Source organism: Saccharopolyspora sp. NPDC002578 (assembly GCF_053592695.1).
Window position 1 is genome coordinate 1 of sequence record NZ_JBSFWJ010000009.1, and the last position, 20722, is coordinate 20722.

The 20722-nt window shown below is 69.2% G+C and carries 20 protein-coding genes; 11 read left to right on the forward strand and 9 right to left on the reverse strand.

Annotated elements, in window-relative coordinates:
• Nucleotides 1–84: 84 nt before the first annotated feature.
• On the reverse strand, nucleotides 85–1614 hold the full coding sequence (locus ACWD38_RS06745; protein ID WP_184479049.1) for an AMP-binding protein: 1530 nt from the start codon (nucleotides 1612–1614) through the stop codon (nucleotides 85–87).
• 52 nt (nucleotides 1615–1666) lie between these two features.
• Complete coding sequence (locus tag ACWD38_RS06750) at nucleotides 1667–2731, reverse strand: LLM class F420-dependent oxidoreductase (RefSeq protein ID WP_450123535.1); 1065 nt, start codon at nucleotides 2729–2731, stop codon at nucleotides 1667–1669.
• Nucleotides 2732–2831: 100 nt separating this feature from the next.
• Between ACWD38_RS06750 and ACWD38_RS06755 the strand changes: the two genes are divergently transcribed.
• From ACWD38_RS06755 to ACWD38_RS06775, 5 genes are read left to right on the forward strand one after another with little or no spacing between them, the layout of a single operon-like run.
• Nucleotides 2832–3800 (forward strand): Zn-ribbon domain-containing OB-fold protein, encoded by a 969-nt coding sequence (locus ACWD38_RS06755; RefSeq protein ID WP_450123536.1) that lies wholly within the window; start codon nucleotides 2832–2834, stop codon nucleotides 3798–3800.
• Between the two features lie 46 nt (nucleotides 3801–3846).
• Nucleotides 3847–4902, forward strand: a complete 1056-nt coding sequence (locus ACWD38_RS06760) for a thiolase domain-containing protein (protein ID WP_184479046.1) — start codon at nucleotides 3847–3849, stop codon at nucleotides 4900–4902.
• The gene (locus ACWD38_RS06765) at nucleotides 4902–6071 is read left to right on the forward strand and encodes a thiolase domain-containing protein (protein ID WP_184479045.1); all 1170 of its coding nucleotides are present in this window, start codon (nucleotides 4902–4904) and stop codon (nucleotides 6069–6071) included. The genes ACWD38_RS06760 and ACWD38_RS06765 overlap by 1 nt, the downstream gene beginning before the upstream one ends.
• Entirely contained in the window at nucleotides 6071–6940 is an 870-nt protein-coding gene (locus ACWD38_RS06770) for a TIGR03619 family F420-dependent LLM class oxidoreductase (protein WP_450123537.1), read from the forward strand. Before ACWD38_RS06765 ends, ACWD38_RS06770 begins: the two co-directional genes overlap by 1 nt.
• A 34-nt stretch (nucleotides 6941–6974) precedes the next feature.
• The gene (locus ACWD38_RS06775) at nucleotides 6975–7415 is read left to right on the forward strand and encodes a nuclear transport factor 2 family protein (RefSeq protein WP_184479043.1); all 441 of its coding nucleotides are present in this window, start codon (nucleotides 6975–6977) and stop codon (nucleotides 7413–7415) included.
• A 226-nt stretch (nucleotides 7416–7641) separates the two neighbouring features.
• Here the strand turns inward: ACWD38_RS06775 and ACWD38_RS06780 are convergent, their stop codons facing one another.
• Nucleotides 7642–8022 (reverse strand): winged helix-turn-helix transcriptional regulator, encoded by a 381-nt coding sequence (locus ACWD38_RS06780; protein ID WP_184479042.1) that lies wholly within the window; start codon nucleotides 8020–8022, stop codon nucleotides 7642–7644.
• A gap of 133 nt (nucleotides 8023–8155) precedes the next feature.
• Here ACWD38_RS06780 and ACWD38_RS06785 point away from each other — a divergent pair, with 133 nt between their 5' ends.
• Nucleotides 8156–8566, forward strand: a complete 411-nt coding sequence (locus ACWD38_RS06785; protein ID WP_184479041.1) for a RidA family protein — start codon at nucleotides 8156–8158, stop codon at nucleotides 8564–8566.
• A 44-nt stretch (nucleotides 8567–8610) separates the two neighbouring features.
• On the opposite strand, the gene ACWD38_RS06790 is transcribed toward ACWD38_RS06785, so the two are convergent.
• Nucleotides 8611–9837: a cytochrome P450 gene (locus tag ACWD38_RS06790; RefSeq protein ID WP_184479040.1), complete on the reverse strand. Its 1227-nt coding sequence runs from the start codon at nucleotides 9835–9837 to the stop codon at nucleotides 8611–8613.
• 236 nt (nucleotides 9838–10073) lie between these two features.
• Here ACWD38_RS06790 and ACWD38_RS06795 point away from each other — a divergent pair, with 236 nt between their 5' ends.
• From ACWD38_RS06795 to ACWD38_RS06805, 3 genes are all read left to right on the forward strand, one after another.
• A complete protein-coding gene (locus ACWD38_RS06795; protein ID WP_450123538.1) occupies nucleotides 10074–11237 on the forward strand; it encodes a steroid 3-ketoacyl-CoA thiolase in 1164 nt (387 codons plus the stop codon).
• Nucleotides 11238–11241: 4 nt separating this feature from the next.
• Complete coding sequence (locus tag ACWD38_RS06800) at nucleotides 11242–12876, forward strand: FadD3 family acyl-CoA ligase (RefSeq protein WP_450123539.1); 1635 nt, start codon at nucleotides 11242–11244, stop codon at nucleotides 12874–12876.
• A gap of 110 nt (nucleotides 12877–12986) precedes the next feature.
• A complete protein-coding gene (locus tag ACWD38_RS06805) occupies nucleotides 12987–14324 on the forward strand; it encodes a hypothetical protein (protein ID WP_450123540.1) in 1338 nt (445 codons plus the stop codon).
• Between the two features lie 242 nt (nucleotides 14325–14566).
• On the opposite strand, the gene ACWD38_RS06810 is transcribed toward ACWD38_RS06805, so the two are convergent.
• Complete coding sequence (locus ACWD38_RS06810) at nucleotides 14567–15040, reverse strand: NUDIX hydrolase (protein WP_450123541.1); 474 nt, start codon at nucleotides 15038–15040, stop codon at nucleotides 14567–14569.
• Nucleotides 15041–15629: 589 nt separating this feature from the next.
• Between ACWD38_RS06810 and ACWD38_RS06815 the strand changes: the two genes are divergently transcribed.
• Together ACWD38_RS06815 and ACWD38_RS06820 are read left to right on the forward strand one after the other, a co-directional pair.
• The gene (locus ACWD38_RS06815) at nucleotides 15630–16664 is read left to right on the forward strand and encodes a hypothetical protein (RefSeq protein ID WP_450123542.1); all 1035 of its coding nucleotides are present in this window, start codon (nucleotides 15630–15632) and stop codon (nucleotides 16662–16664) included.
• A gap of 214 nt (nucleotides 16665–16878) precedes the next feature.
• A complete protein-coding gene (locus tag ACWD38_RS06820; protein WP_450123543.1) occupies nucleotides 16879–17790 on the forward strand; it encodes a DUF4231 domain-containing protein in 912 nt (303 codons plus the stop codon).
• A 104-nt stretch (nucleotides 17791–17894) separates the two neighbouring features.
• Here the strand turns inward: ACWD38_RS06820 and ACWD38_RS06825 are convergent, their stop codons facing one another.
• The 4 genes from ACWD38_RS06825 to hsaC all read right to left on the reverse strand — a co-directional run bounded on the left by ACWD38_RS06825 (nucleotide 17895) and on the right by hsaC (nucleotide 20710).
• Nucleotides 17895–18368: an NUDIX hydrolase gene (locus ACWD38_RS06825; RefSeq protein WP_184479037.1), complete on the reverse strand. Its 474-nt coding sequence runs from the start codon at nucleotides 18366–18368 to the stop codon at nucleotides 17895–17897.
• A gap of 115 nt (nucleotides 18369–18483) precedes the next feature.
• A complete protein-coding gene (locus tag ACWD38_RS06830; protein ID WP_184479036.1) occupies nucleotides 18484–18957 on the reverse strand; it encodes an OsmC family protein in 474 nt (157 codons plus the stop codon).
• 72 nt (nucleotides 18958–19029) lie between these two features.
• Complete coding sequence (hsaB, locus tag ACWD38_RS06835; RefSeq protein ID WP_184479035.1) at nucleotides 19030–19599, reverse strand: 3-hydroxy-9,10-secoandrosta-1,3,5(10)-triene-9,17-dione monooxygenase reductase subunit; 570 nt, start codon at nucleotides 19597–19599, stop codon at nucleotides 19030–19032.
• A gap of 208 nt (nucleotides 19600–19807) precedes the next feature.
• Entirely contained in the window at nucleotides 19808–20710 is a 903-nt protein-coding gene (gene hsaC, locus ACWD38_RS06840) for an iron-dependent extradiol dioxygenase HsaC (RefSeq protein WP_450123544.1), read from the reverse strand.
• Nucleotides 20711–20722 lie beyond the last annotated feature (12 nt).

Here is a 20722-nt window from a genome sequence, read left to right on the forward strand (position 1 = left end):
CCCGCCGCGGCGAACGCGTAGATCATGAGGCCCGAGCAGTCGAAGCCGATCTTGCGGTAGTGACCGCACCGCGCCCGGTCCCGCTCAGGTGTACTGCTCCTTGAGCTTGCGCTTGTAGAGCTTGCCGTTGGGGTCCCTGGGGAGTTCCGCGGTGAAGTCGATGGCGCGCGGCAGCTTGAACTTCGCCAGCTTCGCGGTGGCGTACTCCAGCAGTTCCGCGGCCAGCTCGGCGCCGCCGGAGCAGCCCGCCGCCGGCTGGACCACCGCTTGGACCTGTTCGCCCCAATCCTGGTGCGGAATCCCGAACACCGCGATATCCGCGACCTTCGGGTGAATCGATAACACGTTCTCGATCTCCGCCGGATAGATGTTGACACCGCCGGAAATGATCATGTCGCTCTTGCGGTCCCGCAGGAACAGGTAGCCGTCATCGTCCAGGTAACCCACGTCGCCGAGGGTGAACAGGTCGCCGACCCGCGCGCCGCGGGTCTTCTCCGGGTCCTGGTGGTACTCGAAGCGCGAAGTGCCCATCCGCATGTAGACGGTGCCGATCTCACCGGGCGGCAGCTCCGCGCCGTCGTCGTCGAGCACCTTCACCACCGAACCCGGCCACGCCTGCCCGACCGATCCGGGCTTGCGCAACCACTCCTGCGCCGGCATCACCGTGCCGCCGCCCTCGGTGGCCGCGTAGTACTCGATCACCACCGGGCCCCACCAGTCGAGCATCCGCCGCTTCACTTCGATCGGACACGGCGCGGCACCGTGGATCGCGGCGCGCAGCGACGAGACGTCGTAGCGCTCGCGCACGTCCTCCGGCAGCGCTAGCAGGCGGTGGAACTGCGTCGGAACCATGTGGGTGTGGGTGACCCGGTGCCGCTCGATCAGCTCCAGCATCCGCTCCGGGTCCCACCGGTCCATCAGCACCGCCGGATGGCCCAGCTGGATGGAGATGCTCACGAAGTTCAGCACCGCCGTGTGGTAGAGCGGCGAGCCGCACAGGTGCACGTGCCCGTCGAACGCCTGGATTCCGAAGATGCCGAAGAATCCCTGCGACTGCACCGGAACCTCGTCCGGGTCCGCGCCGGTGAGCGCGCGCCGGACGCCCTTCGGGCGCCCCGTCGTACCGGAGGTGTAGAGCATCGGCGAGCCCGCCGTGCGGACGTCCGGCCGCGCCACCGGCTCGTCAGCGCCGAGTTCGGCCAGCGGCCGGAAGCCCGGCACCTCCCCCACCGCGAAGCGCCGGTCGCCCGGCAGCCCGGCGAGCTCGGCGGCCTCGGTCGCGGCACCGGCGAAGCGCTCGTGCGCCAGGAACGCCCCGGCCCCGCTGTCCTCGACGATGTAGGCGACCTCGGCGCCGACCAGGTGCCAGTTCACCGTGACCACGTAGAGCCCGGTCTGCAGCGCCGCGAAGTACGCCGCGAGCAGGTCGGCGCCGTTGGGCAGCATCAGCACGATGCTGTCGCCGGGTTCCAGGCCCATCGCCTGCAATCCGCGCCCGATGCGGTCGGCGTCGGCGGCCAGCCGTCCGTACCCGACCTCCTCGCCGTCCGGGGTCACCAGGGCCTTGCGGCCGGGTTGTTCCGCTGCGATCTTCCACAGTCCGATTGCGGTCACGGCGCACTCCTGTTCCCAGGTGCTGGTAGTGCCCTCCAAGCTAGAACGTGTTTCATCCGGACGGCAAGGCGTCGTCCTGCGCGCCGAGCACGGCGTCCGCCACGGCTCGCAGTTGCGCGACGTCCCGGCAACCGACGAGCAGGGTGTCCACTCCGGCCTCGCGCCAGGCCCGCACCCCTGCCCGCACCTGCTCGCGATCACCGATGATGGACACGTCGTCGACCAGCTCGTCCGGCACCGCCGCGACGGCCCGCTCGCGCCGGCCGGCGAGGAAGTGCGCGGTGATCTCCTCGACCGCCTCGGGATAGCCCATCCGCCGGAACAGGTCCGCGTGGAAGTTCATCTTGGCCGCCCCCATCCCGCCGATGTAGAGCGCGAGCGACGGCTTGACCTTGGCCTTCTCCGCCACCGGGTCGTCGGTGACCACGACCGGGCAGGTGGCGGCGACCTCGAACTCCGCGCGGTCGCGGCGAGCACCGGGGCGGGCGAAACCGTCGTCGAGCCACTGCTCGTAGAGCGGCGCGACGCGCGGCGAGAAGTACACCGCGATCCAGCCGTCGGCGATCTCCGCGGTCTGCGCGACGTTGCGCGGCCCTTCGGCGCCGAGCCAGATCGGCAGGTCCGCGCGCAGCGGGTGGGTGATCGGGCGCAGCGGCTTGCCGAGCCCGAGCGTCCCCGGGCCCGTCGCGGGCAGCGGGTAGTGCGGGCCGTCGTTGCGCACGGGCTGCTCGCGGGCGAGCACCTGGCGCACGATCGAGACGTATTCCCTGGTGCGCGCCAACGGTTTTCCGAACGGCGCCCCGTACCAGCCCTCCACCACCTGCGGCCCGGAGACGCCGAGCCCGAGCACGCACCGGCCGCCGGAGAGGTGGTCGAGCGTCAACGCGTGCATCGCGCAGGAGGCGGGCGAGCGCGCGGACAGCTGCGCCACCGAGGTGCCCAGCCGCACCCGGCTGGTGCTCGCGCCCCACCAGGCCAGCGGGGTGAACGCGTCGGAACCCCAGGACTCAGCGGCGAAAACCCCGTCGAACCCCGCTCTTTCGGCTTCGACGACGAGCTCTCCGGCGCCGTCCGGGGGCGCTGCGCCCCAGTACCCGAGTTGCAGACCGATCCGCACGACGAACCTCCTCGCATCCGGTCGCGGCCCGGTGGCCGCGGGGTCTCCCATCCTGCGCCGAACATTGCCGCCTTGGCGAGAACATGTTTCACTTATCGGCGTGACTGAGACCTCCGAACCGCTCAGCGCACCGCTGGAAGTCGGTTTCGACTACACCCGTTCCCTGGGATCAGTGCTCGGCCGCTTCGCCACCGCGCTCCGGCAGCGGCGGATCACCGGAGTGCGCGGCTCGGACGGCCGAGTGCACGTCCCCGCCGTCGAGTACGACCCGAACACCTTCGAACCCCTCGACGAGCTGGTCGACGTCGGCTCCGAGGGCACGGTGCTGAGCTGGTCGTGGGCCCCGCAGCCCCTGGAAGGCCAGCCGCTGGAGCACGCGTTCGGTTGGGCGCTGATCCGGCTGGACGGCGCCGACACCCCGCTGCTGCACGCCGTCGACGCCGGAGCGGCCGACCGGATGCGCACCGGGATGCGGGTGCGCGCCAGGTGGTCGGCGGAGCCGGTCGGCGGCATCCGCGACATCACCTGCTTCGACCCGGTCGACGGCGACGCCGCACCGCCGTCGCCCGCGTCGGCGGACGCGGACGAGCCGGTCACCACCCTGACCACGCCGATCCACCTGCACTACCAGCACTCCGCCTCGCCTGAGGAGAGCCGCTACCTGCGCGGACTCGCAGAGGGCAGGTTGCTGGGCCAGCGCTGCCCGGCCTGCGCCAAGGTCTACATCCCGCCGCGCGGCGCCTGCCCCACCGACGGCGTGCCCACCGAAGAAGAGGTCGAGCTCCCGGACACCGGGATCGTCACGACCTTCTGCATCGTCAACGTCCCGTTCCTCGGCCAGCGCATCAAGCCGCCCTACGTCGCGGCCTACGTGCTGCTCGACGGCGCCGACATCGCGTTCCTGCACCTGGTGCTCGGCTGCGCCGCCGAGGACGTCCGGATGGGCATGCGGGTGCGCGCCGAGTGGAAGCCGCGCGCGGAATGGGACTCGACGCTGCAGAACATCGACCACTTCACCCCGACGGGCGAGCCCGACGCGCCGTACGAGTCGTACGCGCACCACCTGTGAGCGCGCGGGCCCGCTGGAGATCCGAACATCGTGAGGGAGCGCGAGAATGACCGAGAGCGATGTCGCCGTCGTCGGGTTCGCCCAGGCGCCGAACGTCCGCGCCACCCACGGCACCACGAACGGCGTCGAGATGCTGGTGCCGGTCTTCGACGAACTGCTCGACGGCACCGGGTTGTCCAAAAAGGACATCGGGTTCTGGTGCTCCGGCTCGTCGGATTACCTGGCGGGGCGCGCGTTCTCGTTCATCGCGGCGATCGACGCGATCGGCGCGTTCCCGCCGATCAACGAGTCGCACGTGGAGATGGACGCGGCGTGGGCGCTCTACGAGGCGTGGGTGAAGATCCGCACCGGCGAGGTGGACACGGCACTGGTGTACGGATTCGGCAAGTCCTCGGCGGGCGAACTGCGCCGGACGCTGGCGATGCAGCTGGATCCGTACTTCGTCGCCCCGCTTTGGCCGGATTCGATCGCCGTGGCCGGGTTGCAGGCCCGGCTGGGATTGGAATCCGGGCTGTTCGGCGAGGAGCAGATGGCGCAGGTCGCGGCCCGGTCCCGGGCCGACGCGCGGCAGAACCCGAACGCCCAGGTGTCCGGTGAGGAGCGGGTCGCCGATCTGCTGGAGCAGCCGTACGTGGCGGATCCGCTGCGGGCGCACGACTGCGCTCCCATCACCGACGGCGCCTCCGCAGTGCTGCTGGCGAGCGCGGACCGAGCGCGCGAGCTGCGCGACCGACCGGCGTGGATCACCGGCCTGGAGCACCGCATCGAGTCGGCGCAGCTCGGCGGACGCGATCTCACCGCGTCACCGTCCACTTCGGACGCGGCCGGGGCCGCGGGCGCGGCGGGCGTCGAAGTCGCCGAGCTGCACGCCCCGTTCAGCCACCAGGAACTGCTGCTGCGCGCGGCGATCGGGCTGGACGACTCGGTGCGGATCAGCCCCTCCGGTGGCGCGCTGTGCGGAAATCCGATGTTCGCCGCCGGGTTGTCCCGGATCGGCGAGGCGGCCGGTCGGGTCTGGTCGGGCGAGGCGGGCAAGGTGCTCGCGCACGCCACCAGCGGCCCGGCGCTGCAGCAGAATCTCGTGTGCGTGATGGAGGGCTGATGGGCAAGCAGATCGCCGCGGTGCTCGGAACCGGTCAGACCCGGCACGCCAGCCGCCGCACCGACGTGTCGATGGCCGGGTTGTGCCGCGAAGCGGTCGACCGGGCGATGGCCGACGCCGGGGTGGGCTGGGCGGACGTGGACGCCGTCGTCGTCGGCAAGGCCCCCGACCTGTTCGAGGGCGTTATGATGCCGGAGCTGATGCTCGCCGACGCGTTGGGCGCCAACGGGAAACCCATGCTCCGGGTGCACACCGCGGGCTCCGTGGGCGGGTCCACCGCGAACGTGGCCGCGAGCCTGGTGCAAGGGGGCGTGCACCGGCGGGTGCTCGCGGTCTCGTTCGAGAAGCAGTCCGAGTCGAACGCGATGTGGGCGCTGTCGATCATGCCGCCGTTCAGCATGCCGGTGGGCGCCGGCGCGGGCGGCTACTTCGCCCCGCACGTGCGCTCCTACATCCGGCGCTCCGGCGCCCCCGAGCACATCGGGGCGATGGTCGCGGTGAAGGACCGGCTCAACGGCAGCAAGAACCCGTGGGCGCACGTGCGCCAGTCCGACTTGACGGTGGAGTCGGTGCTCGCCTCGCAGGTGCTGTGGGATCCGATCCGCTACGACGAGACGTGCCCGTCGTCGGACGGCGCCTGCGCCATCGTGCTCGGCGACGAGACCGCCGCCGCGGCCGCGGCGGGACCGGTGGCGTGGATCCACGCGACCGCGATGCGCACCGAACCCACCACGTTCGCCGGGCGGGACCAGGTGAACCCGCAGGCCGGCCGGGACGCGGCGGCGGCGCTGTGGAAGCAGGCCGGGATCACCGATCCGCTGGCCGAGATCGACGTCGCGGAGATCTACGTGCCGTTCTCCTGGTTCGAGCCGATGTGGCTGGAGAACCTGGGGTTCGCCGAAGAAGGTTCCGGCTGGCGGCTGACCGAGGCGGGCGAGACCGCCATCGGCGGGCGGCTGCCGATCAACCCGTCCGGAGGAGTGCTGTCGTCGAACCCGATCGGCGCCTCCGGCATGTTGCGCTTCGCGGAGGCGGCGATGCAAGTGATGAAACGCGCGGGGGACCACCAGGTCGACGGCGCGCGCACCGCGCTCGGGCACGCCTACGGCGGCGGTTCGCAGTACTTCTCGATGTGGGTCGTGGGTTCCGATAGGCCGGGGGTGCGCTGATGAAGTTCACGTTGTCGGTGGCCATGTGCCCGCTGGACCAGCTCACCGAGCTCGCGCGGACGGCCGAGGAGCTCGGCTTCTCCGCCATCGCGCTGCCGGATTCCCTGTTCTACTCCGAGGACGTCGCCGCCGACTACCCGTACACGCCGGACGGCAAGCGGATGTGGACCGAGGAGACCCCGTGGACCGATCCACTGGTCGCGGCGGCGGCGATGGGCGCGGTGACCGAGCGGATCCGGTTCTACACCTCCGTGCTCAAGCTCGGCCCGCGAAACCCGGTGCTGCTGTCCCGGCAGGTCGCCTCGGTGGCCGCGCTCACCGGTGACCGATTCGGGCTCGGCATCGGCATCGGCTGGACGCCGGAGGAGTTCGAGTGGTGCGGCGCGCCGTTCGAACGGCGCGGTCCGCGGGTGGACGAGGCGATCGAGGTGCTGCGGCTGATCCTCGGCGGCGGCATGGTCGAGCACCACGGCGAGTTCTTCGACTTCGACCGCCTCCGCGTCTCCCCCGCGCCCGGCGGCAAGGTGCCGATCTACATCGGCGGGCACACCGAGCGGGCGCTGCGCCGGGCCGCGCTGCGCGGGGACGGCTGGTCCTCGGCGATGATGCGGCTCAGCGAGCTGCGCGGCACCATCGACCGCCTCGCCGAGCTGCGCGCCGAGCACGGCCGCGCCGGCGAACCGTTCGAGATCCAGGCGGTGTGCATCGACAAGTTCGGCCTGGACGGCTACCGCGAGCAGGCCGAGGCCGGGGTGACCGACGCGATCGTGGTGCCGTGGGTCCTGGAGGGCCACGGCTTCGACGCCGACGTCGACATCAAGAAGGACTCCCTCGCGCGCTTCGCCGACGACGTCATCCGCAAGTTCTGAGCCGCCGCCCCGCCACGGACCCGAGAGGTGCCCCATGCACGCCGACGTCGTCTGGAAAGCCACCACCGCCGAGCACCCGGCCCGCCGGGCGGCGCGCGCCTCGATGGACGCCGTGGTGCGCGGGGCCAAGCAGGAATGGCTCGCGCTGTTCGCCCCGGACGCCGTGATCCAGGACCCGGTGGGCGAATCCCCGCTGGACCCCACCGGGCTCGGGCACCACGGCAGGGAGGGGATCGAAGCGTTCTGGGACTCGGTGATCTCCACCGCGGAACGCCTCGTTTTCCACGTCCTCGACTCGTTCGCCGCCGGAGACGAGGTGGCCAACACCGGCTTCATCCGCACCCACCTGCCCGACGGCTCCGTCATGGACGCCGAAGGCGTGTTCGTCTACCGGGTCGACGACCAGGGCAGGCTCGTGTCCATGCGAGCCTTCTGGGAATTCGACCGAGCCATGACGACACTGCACAAACCCTGACTTCTCTTCGGTCCTGAGCCGCAGATGGCCGGGTGGCGGAACCTCAGCGGTTTCCTCGCTGCGGGATCTTTTTCCCGAGTGGCTCCGCCACGAGGGAAAAAGCCGTCCTCGCGAGGACAGCGATTTCGCTGTGTAGGGCTGCTACATGAGAAATCGATCCCGCAGCGAGGAAGCCGCTGAGGTTCCGCCGAGCGACCCACTACGCAGGTCATTCCGAAAGGACCGCTCACCCGTCGAAGCGGCGGCGGGCTCCTTCGATGTGGTGGAAGTGCTGGTGCGTCCAGTCGCACATCCAGTGGACCGTCTTGCGCAGGTCGCGGCCCGGCTCGGTGAGGGCGTACTCCACGCGCGGCGGCACGGTCGGGTGCACGGTCCGCTCCACGAGACCGTTGCGCTCCAGCATGCGCAGGTTCTGGGTGAGCATCTTGTGGCTGATGCCCTCGACCTCCGCGCGCAGTCCGGTGAAGCGCAGGGTCCGCTCCCCCAGCGCGTCGATGATCAGCAGCGCCCACTTGTTCGCGATGTCGGAGAAGATCTCCCGCGCCAGCGAGTCGGCGCGCGTCAGGTCCGCGTCCTCGGGCGTGCCTTTGAGCTGCTTGGTCACCATCTGGTTCCTCGGTCACTGGAAAGTGCGTTCTTCCTCGTCATCGCACACTCTCCTATGGTTCCCGAGTAACCACAAGAGACCGGACCGCGCGGTCCGGACGAGCCCGCGGGCTCAGCACGAGGAGGCGCGCAACATGACCATCAACCTGGTGAACCCGGACGGGTTGCCGACGGTCGACCTCTACCGGCAGGTCTCGGTCGCCACCGGATCGAAGCTGGTCTTCATCGCCGGCCAGGTCGCCCGCGACGCCGACGGCGGCCGGGTCGGCGAGGGCGATTTCACCGCCCAGGTCGAGCAGTGCTACCTCAACATCGGCACCGCGCTGGAGGCGGCCGGAGCGACGTTCGACGACGTGGCGAAGCTGACCGCGTACCTCGTCGACTGGACGCCCGAGAAGTTCCCGCTGTTCGAGGAAGGAGTGGCTCGCGCCGCGGCGAAGCTCGGCACCACCCCGCTCCCGCCGTTCACGGGCATCGGCGTCGCCGCCCTCGCCGAGCCGGACATGCTCGTCGAGGTCGAGGCCACCGCCGTCATCGACGGCTGAGCGCTCCCTCCGCAGGGAGGGAGCGCTCACCTGGACCGCACGGCTCACCGGTAGCGGACTTGGAACTCCTTGATGCCGTTGAGCCAGCCGGAGCGCAACCGACGCGGTTCGGCGACCTTCTTGATGCCGGGCATCTGCTCCGCGATCGCTTTGAAGATCAGGTCGATCTCCAGCCGCGCCAGGTTCGCCCCCAGGCAGTAGTGCGCGCCGGTGCCGCCGAAGCCGACGTGCGGGTTCGGATCGCGGGTGACGTCGAAGCGCTCCGGGGCGTCGAAGACTTCGGGGTCGAAGTTCGCCGAACTGTAGAACATCGCCACCCGGTCGCCCTGCTTGATCGGCGTGCCGCGCAGTTCGACGTCGGCGAGGGCGGTGCGCTGGAACGACATCACCGGCGTCGCCCACCGCACGATCTCGTCGGCGGTGGTGGCCGGGCGCTCGGCCTTGAACAGCTCCCACTGCTCGGGGTGCTCCAGCAGCGCGTGCATGCCGTGGGTGATCGCGTTGCGGGTGGTCTCGTTGCCCGCGACGGCCAGCAGCAGCACGAAGAAGCCGAACTCGTCGTCGTTGAGCTTGTGCCCGTCGACATCGGCGTTCACCAGCTTCGTCACGATGTCGTCCATCGGGCAACCGCGGCGCTGCTCGGCCATGTTCATGCTGTAGCCGAGCAGTTCGGTCGCGGCCGTGGTCGGGTCGATCTGGTATTCCGGGTCGTCGTAGGCGATCATCTGGTTGGACCAGTCGAAGATGTCCTTGCGGTGCTCCTGCGGGATGCCCAGCAGTTCCGCGATGGCCTGCAGCGGCAGTTCGCAGGCCACGTCGGTGACGAAGTCCCCGGTCTCACCGGCGACGGCCGCGGACACGATGCGTTCGGCCCGTTCGTTGAGCGCCGCGCTGAGGCCGTTGATGGCGCGCGGCGTGAACCCGCGGGAGACGATGCTGCGCAGCTTGGTGTGCTCGGGCGGGTCCATGTTGAGCAGGATCAGCCGCTGCATCTCGATCTGCTCGCGGTTCATCTCCTCGTTGAACCGGGTGATCGCGGTGTTCTCCCAGGAGGAGAACACCTCGCTGCGACGGGAGATCTCCTTGACGTCGGCGTGCTTGCTCACCACCCAGTAGCCCTCGTCGTCGTACCCGGCTTTGCCACGCGGAGTCGGGTTCCACCACACCGGAGCGGTGCGCCGGAGTTCGGCGAACTCCTGCATCGGCAATCGCTCGGCGTAGAGGTCTGGGTCGGTGAAGTCGAAGCCGGCCGGGATGTGGGGGGAGACCACGGCAACCTCCTGCGGTCCGCACGGAGCCACGAGATCAATAAAGAGAACTTGTTCTATGTGAACCGAACCATAGCGCCCCGGATAAGTAAACCCCAGTAACCAGGGCGATGTCCGCCAATCAAGGGGCGATGACACTACGCACTCCGGCGGTCCATCACCCCGCGCCCAGATCCTTGCCGCATGCGAGAACACGTTCTACATTCGTACTCGGCTGTTCGCACCGAGGGGAGAAGACCGTGGGCAATCCGGTGATCGTGGACGCGGCGCGCACTCCGATCGGCAAGCGCCGGGGCTGGCTGTCCGGCCTGCACCCGGCAGAGGTCCTCGGGGCGGCGCAACGCGGCCTGCTGGAACGCACCGGCCTCGCGCCCGAACTCGTCGAGCAGGTCATCGGCGGTTGCGTCACGCAGGCCGGGGCTCAGGCGGGAAACCTCACCCGCACCGCCTGGCTGCACTCCGGACTTCCGGAGCAAGCGGGCTGCACGACGATCGACGCGCAGTGCGGCTCGGCACAGCAGGCCACCCACCTGATCGCGGGCCTGATCAGCACCGGCGCCATCGATTTCGGCATGGCCTGCGGCGTGGAGGCGATGAGCCGGGTGCCGCTGGGCGCCAACATCGGCTCCGACGTGGGCCGTCCCAGACCCGATTCCTGGGACATCGACATGCCGAACCAGTACCTGGCCGCCGACCGCATCGCCGCGCGCCGCGGGTTGAGCCGGGCCGACATCGACCGGTTCGGGGTGCGTTCGCAGCAGCGCGCCCGCGCCGCGTGGGACGACGGCCGGTTCGCCCGCGAGATCGTGCAGACCCGCGCGCCCGTGCTCGACGGCGACGGCGCCGCCACCGGCGAGACGACCCTCGTCACCCGCGACCAGGGCCTGCGCGACACCAGCGAACAGGCGCTGGCCGCACTGAAACCCGTGCTGGAGGGCGGATCGCACACCGCGGGCACCGCCTCGCAGATCTCCGACGGCGCCGCGGGAGTGCTGCTGGCCGACGCCGACCGCGCCCGCGCCCTGGGCCTGCGCCCGCGCGCCCGGATCGTCGCGCAATGCCTCGTCGGCGCCGAGCCCTACTACCACTTGGACGGCCCGGTGCAGGCCACCAGCCGGGTGCTCGAACGCAGCGGGATGAAGATCGGCGACATCGACCTGTTCGAGGTGAACGAGGCGTTCGCCTCGGTCGTGCTGTCCTGGGCCGACGTGCACCGCCCCGATTGGGATCGGGTCAACGTCAACGGCGGCGCCATCGCGCTGGGCCATCCGGTCGGCAGCACCGGCGCCCGCCTGATCACCAGCGCGCTGCACGAACTGGAGCGCCGGGACGCGACGACCGCCCTGATCACGATGTGCGCGGGCGGCGCGCTGTCCACCGGGACGATCATCGAACGGATCTGAGCCCATGCACGTTCCGGAAACGGTGCCCGCCGCGCTGGACCGCGCCGCCGAGTCCTTCGGCGACGGCGAGGCGCTGGTGGACCACTCCGGTGAGCACGAGGTGCGGCTGACCTACCGGGAGCTGCGCGAACGGGTCCGCGAACTGGCCCGGTTCCTGCTCGCCGAGGACGTCCGGCCCGGCGATCGGGTCGCCTTGAACGCCCCCAACACCCACCACTGGGTCATCGCCGCGCTGGCCGCGCTGCACGTCGGCGCGGTGCTGGTCCCGATCAACACCCGGTTCACCGCCTCGGAGACGCGCGACGTGCTGGAACGCAGCTCGGCGAGCGCGCTGGTCGTGGCGGGGACGTTCCTGGGCCGTGATCGGGCGGTGGAGCTGCGCGCCGATGCGGCTAGAGACGACCGCGGCCCTGCTTCCTCCGGCAGAACCGGCTCGGCCGGGCCGATTCCCGGCCTGCCCGCGTTGCGCACCGTGCTGCGGCTGCCGGTGGAGCGCACCGAACCGCCCGTGCCCTGGTGCACGGACTGGGCGGGCGTCGGCGACCGCGCGCGATCCGTGCCCGCCCAGCGCGCGCAGGAGGTGGCCGCGAGCGTGCGCGGCACCGACCTCAGCGACATGCTCTACACCTCCGGGACGACGGGGCGCAGCAAAGGCGTGCTCAGCGCGCACCGGCAGGCGCTCGCGGTCGCCGACGCGTGGGCCGGCCACGGCGAAGTGAACGCCGCGGACCGCTACCTCGTGGTGAACCCGTTCTTCCACAGCTTCGGCTACAAAGCGGGCATTCTCGTCTGCCTGCTGCGCGGCGCGACGATCGTGCCGATGCCGGTGTTCGACACCCGTGCGGCGCTCGACCTGGTGCAGCGCGAGCGAATCACCGTGCTGCCCGGCGCCCCGACCCTCTACCAGTCCATATTGGACGAACCGGCGCGCGCCGAGCACGACCTCTCCAGCCTGCGGCTAGCGGTGACCGGGGCGGCGTCGGTGCCCGTGGTGCTGATCGAGCGGATGCAGCGCGAGCTGAGCTTCGCCACCGTCCTCACCGCCTACGGGCTGACCGAAGCCGTCGTCGCCACCATGTGCCGGTCCGACGATGACGACGAGACCGTCGCGAACACCTGCGGCCGGCCCACCGCCGGATTCGAGCTGCGCATCGCCGACGCCGCCGGCCGCCCCGTGCCCACCGGCACCACCGGCGAGGTCCTGCTGCGCGGCCCGAACACCATGCTCGGCTACCGCGACGACCCGAAGCAGACCGCCGCCGCCATCGACGCGGACGGCTGGCTGCACACCGGCGACGTCGGCCGCGTGGACTCCCGCGGCGGCCTCACCATCACCGACCGGCTCAAGGACATGTACATCTGCGGCGGCTTCAACGTCTACCCGGCGGAGGTGGAGCAGGCGCTCGCCCGCCTCGACGGCGTCGCGGAGACCGCCGTGGTCGGCGTCGCCGACGACCGCCTCGGCGAAGTCGGCAAGGCCTACGTGGTCGCGCGCTCCGGCCACGCCCTCACCGAGCACGACGTCCTGACCTTCTGCCGCGACCACCTGGCGAACTACAAGCTCCCCCGCCACGTCGAGTTCCGCCCCGCCCTCCCCCGCAACCCCAGCGGCAAAGTCCTCAAACACGAACTGCGGTGAACGGCGGGCGGCGTTTTGATTCGACGCAGACGTTCCCGCGCGCATGCGGCTTCCGGTCGATCGCAGACCGCTAACGTCATGTTCTTCTCCAATGACCAACCCGGAAGATCATGACCAAGACCTCACCCAAATCAGACCACGGACGCGTCGCGCATCGATCCCAGGCGCCGCGACCACCCACCCTGATCAAGCAATCGACACGCCACGGGCGCCGACTCGGCACTTGGGGATGGCTGGCCCTCCTACTGGGCTCGGCGATCATCGGAAACACCCTCGATTTCACAACCCGATCGGGGTCCATAATCATGACAGTCGGCGTGGCGCTGACCGTTCTCGGGACTGTGGCGGTGCGGCGCTCCCGAGGACACCTGACACGAGTACTCCCCAGCCTCTCCGGCATTCCCGATGACCAGCGCATCGTGCTGTTCCTGCGCGCCTTCGCCGACGACAAGGGATTCGGCAGAATGGCCGGTTTCGGTTTTCGCCGAATGTGGGAGTGGCTGACGAATCCGAATCACGACGAGTTCTACACCGAAGAGGAACAAGTCGCCCGCGCCGTCGATCGGTTCGGGCAGCTGGTCGCGCTGGGGCGGCCGGGCGACACGATTCCGCCGCCTGGCGCGCAACGCAGCTACCCCGGCGACGGATCGTGGCAAGGCGAGGTGCTGGCGGCACTCGCCCGAGCTCGACTCGTTCTGCTGACCGCGGGCCCCGGCGGCAACCTCGCTTGGGAGGTCGAGCAGGTGATCCGGCGCGATGAACCGACGCGTCTGGTGATCCTGATCAGCCACAACAAACTGGCTTACGCGGATTTCGCAGCGAAGCTGGGGCCTCGATTCCCCCGCGGACTACCGGAACCGCCGAGGTCCAAGATCGGGCAATGGATCCTGCGGGGCCGGTTCGTCCACGCAGCGATCTGGTTCGACTCGGACTGGACCCCGCACTTGGAGATGCTGGACGGCAGGTTCCCGCTGATCGGCATCCTGCGCCGCACGCAGCGCGCCATCCCACGCGCGTTGCGTCAGCTCTACCTCCGGGAAGGCCTGACGGTGCGACGCAAACGGCCGATTCCGCCACCCCGCCCGAATTCGGTCCAAAACAGCATCGCACTCTTCACCGTTCTCTGGTGCTATCCTTTCGCCTTCGTCATCAGCACCGGCCAGGAAAGCCCTTACATCACCATACTCGGTTTGACCCATCTGCTATTGCCATTAGCCTTCTGGACCTATCGAATTTGGCGCGGTGGGCCGTACGCAATCATGACGATGCAAATGTTCGGACTAGGCTTATCCTTTGCCCTGATAACCAGCTTGTTAACGATTTCCGATTCCATTTCAGGAAGCATTCTGTCTACGATTCTCGCTGGAATATTCCTGTTTCCACTGTGCCTGCCCGGTCTCCTGCTGGTCCGGCACGACGCCAGGATGTGGATTCAGGCGTGCGCGTGAACGCCTCCTTGCCGCTGTCCACGCTGGCAGGAGAGAACGTCGCCGCTCGCCGACTCGGGCTACCCGTCGCCCTGCCAGTCCGCTTATCGGGCGTCGGTGCCGAAGCAGCAGTCCTACCTGTGGTCAGTCCGACTCAAGGCTTCCTGGCCACGTCGAGTCCGCCCCAACCTCCTCCGCCGCCTGACGGCAAGGGCCTCAGGCACGAGCTGCGGCAAGCCGGCGGACCGGAGTCGCGACCAGGGTCAGTGCTGGATCAGGCCGCCGATGGGGACGGGATCGACGTGGCCGGTCGCCGGAGCAGCCCACGCCAAGGCGAGGCCGACGTCCACCAGAGAGGAGCGGCGGAGGCCAACGATATCCGGGATCGGTGTCCACGCCGGCTCGCTCGTCGCACCGTTCGGCTCCGGCCGCGGCTCGCCGCCGGTGATGCGGACTCGGTAAAAGACACCGACGTTCTGGTGCGCTCCCTGGCCGGGAACCCAGCGCTCGTCTCCGGGAATCATCCTCGAATCGATACCGAGAAGGCGCTCGACCACCGCGTCACAACCTGTTTCCTCCGCTACTTCCCGGACCACCGCGTCGAACGGGCCCTCGCCGTGCTCGACCCCGCCGCCCGGAAGGCTCCAGGTGTGCGCACCGTTCGGTTCCGCGCAGCGGACGAGCAGCACTCGGCCCTCCTCCTCGCACACCGCGTACGCGGCCAACCGGGTGCTCATCTCCGCACCATATAAGGGCAACCCCGAATCATCTCGAAGCCCGCAGCGGGACCGGCCCGCCGGAAACCCCGGGAAGCTGACGCGGATCCGCCACGATCTCTCGACGTCGTCGGCGAACCTGGCGCACGGTCAGAACTCGAGGTTCACCCAGTGCCCCGGATCCCGCACGGCTACGGCATTCGACCGCGCAGGAATCGCTAGCGTCGGGTTCTGGCAACGAAAACTCATTTGGACGATGATGATTGACACTTCACCGAAAACCGCACCGAAACCAGCCCCTCGCCGCTCACGAGCACCGCGACCAGCTGCACTGATCGAGCAGTCAACGCGAAAAGGCCGACGGCTGGCAACCCTCGGCTGGCTCGGGTTGATCTTGGGTGCAACGCTCTGCGGGAGAACGAACTCCGTCGGCGGAGCGACGGTTCTTGTCGTGATAACCGGACTTCTCCTGGCCATAGCCGGCTTGGTCGCCGTGCTGCGCTCCCGTGGGCACCTGACGCGAGTCCTTCCCAGCCTCGCGGGTATACCGGACAGCGACCGGGTCGTACTCTTCCTCCGGGCGTTCTCCGACGATCGAGGGTTCGGCAAGATGGCAGGATTCTCCCTTCGCCGCATCGGGGAATTGATCACGAACCCCACCCACGAAGAGTTTCGCACCGAAGAGGAGCAGGTCGCACGCGCCGTGGACCGCTTCGGACGAATGGTCGCGCTGGGAGATCCGGCGGACCGAATGCCACGACCCGGCGCCGAACGGAGCTACTCTTCAGATGAATCTTGGCAACAAGAGGTGCTGGCGGCGCTGGGCCGCGCTGATCTGGTCCTCTTGACCGCCGGCCCTGGCGACAACCTCGCCTGGGAGGTCGACCAGGTGCTTCACCGCAACGATCCGACTCGCCTAGTGATCCTCATCAGCCACAGGCGGCACCAATACGAAGAATTCGCGGACACGCTCGGGTCGCGCTTCCCCGCAGGACTTCCGCGGCTGCCGAAATCCAAGATCCGGAACTGGATCTTTCGCGGACGGTTCGTCCACGCGGCGATCTGGTTCGATGCCGCGTGGAACCCGCACCTGGAAATGCTGGACGGCAGGTTTCCGTTGATCGGCTCGTTGCGCCGCACCCAACGCGCCATCCCCCGTGCACTGCGCGAGCTCTACCTGGGGAACGGCTTGACAGTTCGGCGCACACGTCCGGTCCCCCCACCCCGCCCATGGTCGGTCAGGATCAGCGTGATGATATTCACCGCTCTCTGGATCACCGCCATCACTGTCCCGATCGCCTTTTTCACGCTGATTCCGACTTTGCTCGGCGCGTCCACGGCGGAAACTTCACTCGTCAGCGTCGTCTTCTCCCTTGCACTGGTGTTGAGCCCGATCGCTTGCTTGCTTGCAGTGTGGACGTATCGCGTGTGGCGTGGCGGGCCTCTGGCCATCGTGACGATGCAGACAGCGAACCTGGCCCTGGTGTTCTCCCTGGTCACCTCCCTCGTCTCAGTCGCCAACAGCAACCTTCTGGCACTGCTCCTCTTCTCGATCCCGGCATTGCCGTTGTTGCTGCTTCTCTCCCTCCCTGCCCTGTTGCTCCTCCGGCACGACGCTAGGAAGTGGATCCAGGCCTGCGCATGACCACTCGCGCGACGGAACGATTCACCACGCACGTGCCGACTCCCCGCATCGCGACGGGAACACTTCGGGGCCGGGGACAGGAGCGCTACGGCGATGCAGCTGTGCGAGTCGTCCCGGCCCGCCGGGCCGGGACGAGCACGTCGGCGCGAGAGATTCGACACCGTCGACAGCTGATTCGTAGTCCCCTTTCCCTTGCCATGAGGAGAACGTCCGGATGTCGAGCGATGATGAAGTGAGAGCAGTCCCCCTTGCCGACTCTGATTTCCCGGCGCTCTACCAAGCTTCCGACCTGGCGTCGCAGTCGAAGCAGCGGGCCTATTTGCGGTCGGTCCGGGCAGGCTTGGTTCTCGCGGTCCTGGCCGCTGCTTGCGGGGCGGTACCGGGCCAGGACGCCCCGGAAACAGTGGACTTCTTCGCAGTGGTCACGGCACTGGCCTTCGTCGGTGCGCTCGCGGTGGAGCTGTCGGTGTTCGGGTCGCGGGCGGACAAGACCTGGTACGAGGGCCGGGCACTTGCGGAGTCCACCAAGACCTTGACTTGGCGCTACGTCGTCGGAGCAGACCCGTTCCCCGTGGACGCCCCGACTCAAGTCGCCGACGACGTCTTCTTGGCGCGCATCCGCAACCTGCAACACGACCTGCCGAACGTCGAGGTGCTGCCCAGCAGGAGCGGGACGACCATCAGCGACCGGATGCGGCAGCTTCGATCCGCGTCGCTCGCAGAACGCAAAGACGCCTACCTCACGGGGCGGCTGCTCGATCAGCAGAGTTGGTACGCGGCCAAGGCCGAATTCCACCACCGCCGTGCCTCGATCTACCGAACGTTGACGCTGCTGCTGGAGGTCCTGGGCATCGCGGTCGCACTGAGCAAGGCGGTCGGTGTCATCGATTTCGATCTCGCCGGTGTCGTCGCGGCCTGCGTGTCGGCGTTCGCCGCGTGGAGCGCGACCCGACAGCACCAGACAACCGGGACGGCATACGTGGTGACCTCCCACGAGCTAGGAGTGATCAGTGATCTGCTGCAGCGGGACATGACCGAAGCGGAATGGGGCGCGGCGGCGTCCGACGCGGAAGCGGCGATCAGCAGGGAACACACCACGTGGCGAGCGAGTCACGCCGGACAGTGACCACCTGGCGAACTACAAGCTCCCCCGCCACGTCGAGTTCCGCCCCGCCCTCCCCCGCAACCCCAGCGGCAAAGTCCTCAAGCACGAACTCCGGTGAGATGGGTTCAGTGCTGGAGCAGGCCGCCGGTGGGGACGGGGGCCACGTGGCCGGTGGCCGGGGTGGTCCGGGCCAGGGCGAGGCCGACGTCGACCAGGGAGGAGCGCCGGAGGTGGGCGATGTCCGGGATCGGCGTCCACATCGGTTCGCTCGTCGCGCCGTTCGGCTCCGGTCGTGGTTCGCCACCGGTGATGCGGACTCGGTAGAAGACGCCGACGTTCTGGTGCGGTTCCCGGCCGGGAACCCAGCGCTCGGCCGCGGGGATCACTCGCGAGTCGACGCCGAGCAGGCGCTCGACCACCGCGTCGCAGCCCGTTTCCTCGGCCACTTCCCGGACCACCGCGTGGAACGGGTCCTCGCCGTGCTCGACCCCGCCGCCCGGAAGGCTCCAGGTGTGCTCGCCGTTCGGTTCCGCGCAGCGCACGAGCAGCACCCGGCCGTCCTGCGCGCACACCGCGTACGCGGCCAGCCTGGTGCTCATCCCGACATCGTAGGAGGCCGTCTCGGCGCCTGGACCAAGACGACCGCCACGACCGCCGAGGGCGGTGACGTCCAGCGCTCGACGTCCGGGTCCCCCGCGGCCGAAGTGCGACCCCTCAACCCACGACGGTGATCTGCGGTTCGTGGCGGACGGGGAAGTTGACGGAGTTGGCGATGAAGCAGTTGCGGTGGGCCAGTTCGTGCAGCCGCTCGGCCTTCGCGAGCATCGACTCGTCCGCCACCGTCACCTTCGGGCGGAGCACCACTTCGGTGAACCGCCCGCCACCGCCGACGCTCTCGGCCATGGTGCCGCGGACCTCGTCCTGGTAGCTCAACACCACCACGCCGGAGTTCGAGCACAACGACAGGTACGTGAGCAGGTGGCATTCCGACAACGAGGCCACGAGCAGGTCCTCCGGGTTGAGCCGGGCCGGATCCCCGCGGAACGCCGGGTCGGCGGAGGCCTCCACCCGCGGCTTGCCCGCGACCTCCACCACGTGGTCGCGGCTGAAGTCCCGGTAGGACGTCGTGCCACCTCCGGTGTTCCCGGTCCAGGTCACCGTCGCGGTGTAAGCATGAGTGTTCGGCATACTGGTTGTATACCGCATGATCGCCGCTCCAGGAAGGAGAACGCCTCCGGTATCGCCGCACCGGGCCCGGTGTCAGAGCCAGTCGTCCTGGCTCGGCCAGGCCAGCAGAGCGTCGAGGGGGCCTGCTTCGGCTCGGACGCCCGCGTAGGCGCCTCGGTAGAACAGCAGGGGGTTGCGGGCGTCGCCCTCGCCGAGCGCCTGCACCCGGCCGATCACGACGTAGTGGTCGCCCGCTTCGTGGACGGCTTCGACCGTGCAGTCCGCCCAGGCGAGGACGTCGTCGAGCACGGGTGAACCGGACGGGCCGGGGTGCCAGCCGACCTCGGCGAACTTGTCGACGCCGCCGCGGCCGAACACGGTGCTCACCGCTTCCTGCCGATCGGCGAGCACGTTCACGCAGAACCGCCCGGATTCGGCCAGCAGCGGCCAGGTCCGCGAACTCCGGCCGGGGCAGAACAGCACCAGCGGCGGCTCCAGCGACAACGCCGCGAACGACTGGCAGGTGAACCCGACCGGCCGCTCCCCGTCCATCCCGGCCACCACGGTGACCCCGGTGCAGAACCGCCCGAGCACCCGCCGAAACCTGACCTGATCAAGCCCGGCCGAACCGCTTTCCCCCGCCACCTCGACGTCTCCGGCCATGACGAACAAGACCTCCCACGTTCATCTTCCGATCTTGTCAGCGGCGAAGCCGCTGAGCAGTGACCAGCTAGCGCAAGCCGGCCACCCGCGGGTTCTCAGTCTTCTCGCGAGGACGGCTTTTTCCCTCGTGGCGGAGCCACTCGGGAAGAAGATCCCGCAGCGAGATGACGACTGAGGTTCCGCCACCCGACCCGCTACGCAGGCCGCATCACCCCTGCATCCCGATGCTGAAGTCGTGGCCCCAGAGGCTGACCGCGGTGCTCTCCCGCGCGATCCAGTCCTCGTCCTCGACCTGCCTGCCTTCGCAGCCGAATTCGACGTCGAAGCCGCCGGGCGTCTTCATGTAGAACGACAGCATCAGGTCGTTGACGTGCCTGCCGAGCGTCGCCGACATCGGCACCTTCCGACGCTGCGCGCGGTCGAGGGTCAGGCCCACGTCGTCGACGTCGGCGACTTCGACCATGAGGTGCACGATGCCGCTGGGCGTGGGCATCGGCATGAACGCGAGGCTGTGGTGGCGCGGGTTGCAGCCGAAGAAGCGCAGCCACGCCGGTTCGCCGTCCGACGGCCTGCCGACCAGTTCCGGGGGCAGCCGCATCGAGTCGCGCAGCCGGAACCCGAGCACGTCCCGGTAGAAGCGCAGTGCCGCCGCGTCGTCGTGGGTGGACAGCACCACGTGCCCGAGTCCTTGTTCCTCGGTGACGAACCGGTGCCCGTACGGGCTCACCACGCGGCGGTGCCGCAGTTCGGCGCCGTGGAAGACCTCCTGGGTGTTGCCGGAGGGGTCTTCGAAGCGGATCAGGCCGTTGACGCGGCGGTCGGCGAGGTCGGCGGCGTCGCCCTCCTTGTAGGAGACCCCGGCGGCTTCCAGGTTGCGCGCCACCTCGTGCATCTCGGCCTCGTTGGCGGCTTCCCAGCCGGTCTGGGCGAGCCGGTCGGCCTCGCCGGGCACGATCACGAGCCGCGCCGGGAAGTCGTCCATCCGGAAGTAGACGGCTTCCGGGTCGGGGCCGTCGCCTTCGATCATGCCGAGGACTTTGGTGCCGAACACCCGCCACGCCTCGACGTCGGTGGCCTCGATCCGCAGATATCCCAGCGAACGGATGCCCATCGCGCACTCCCT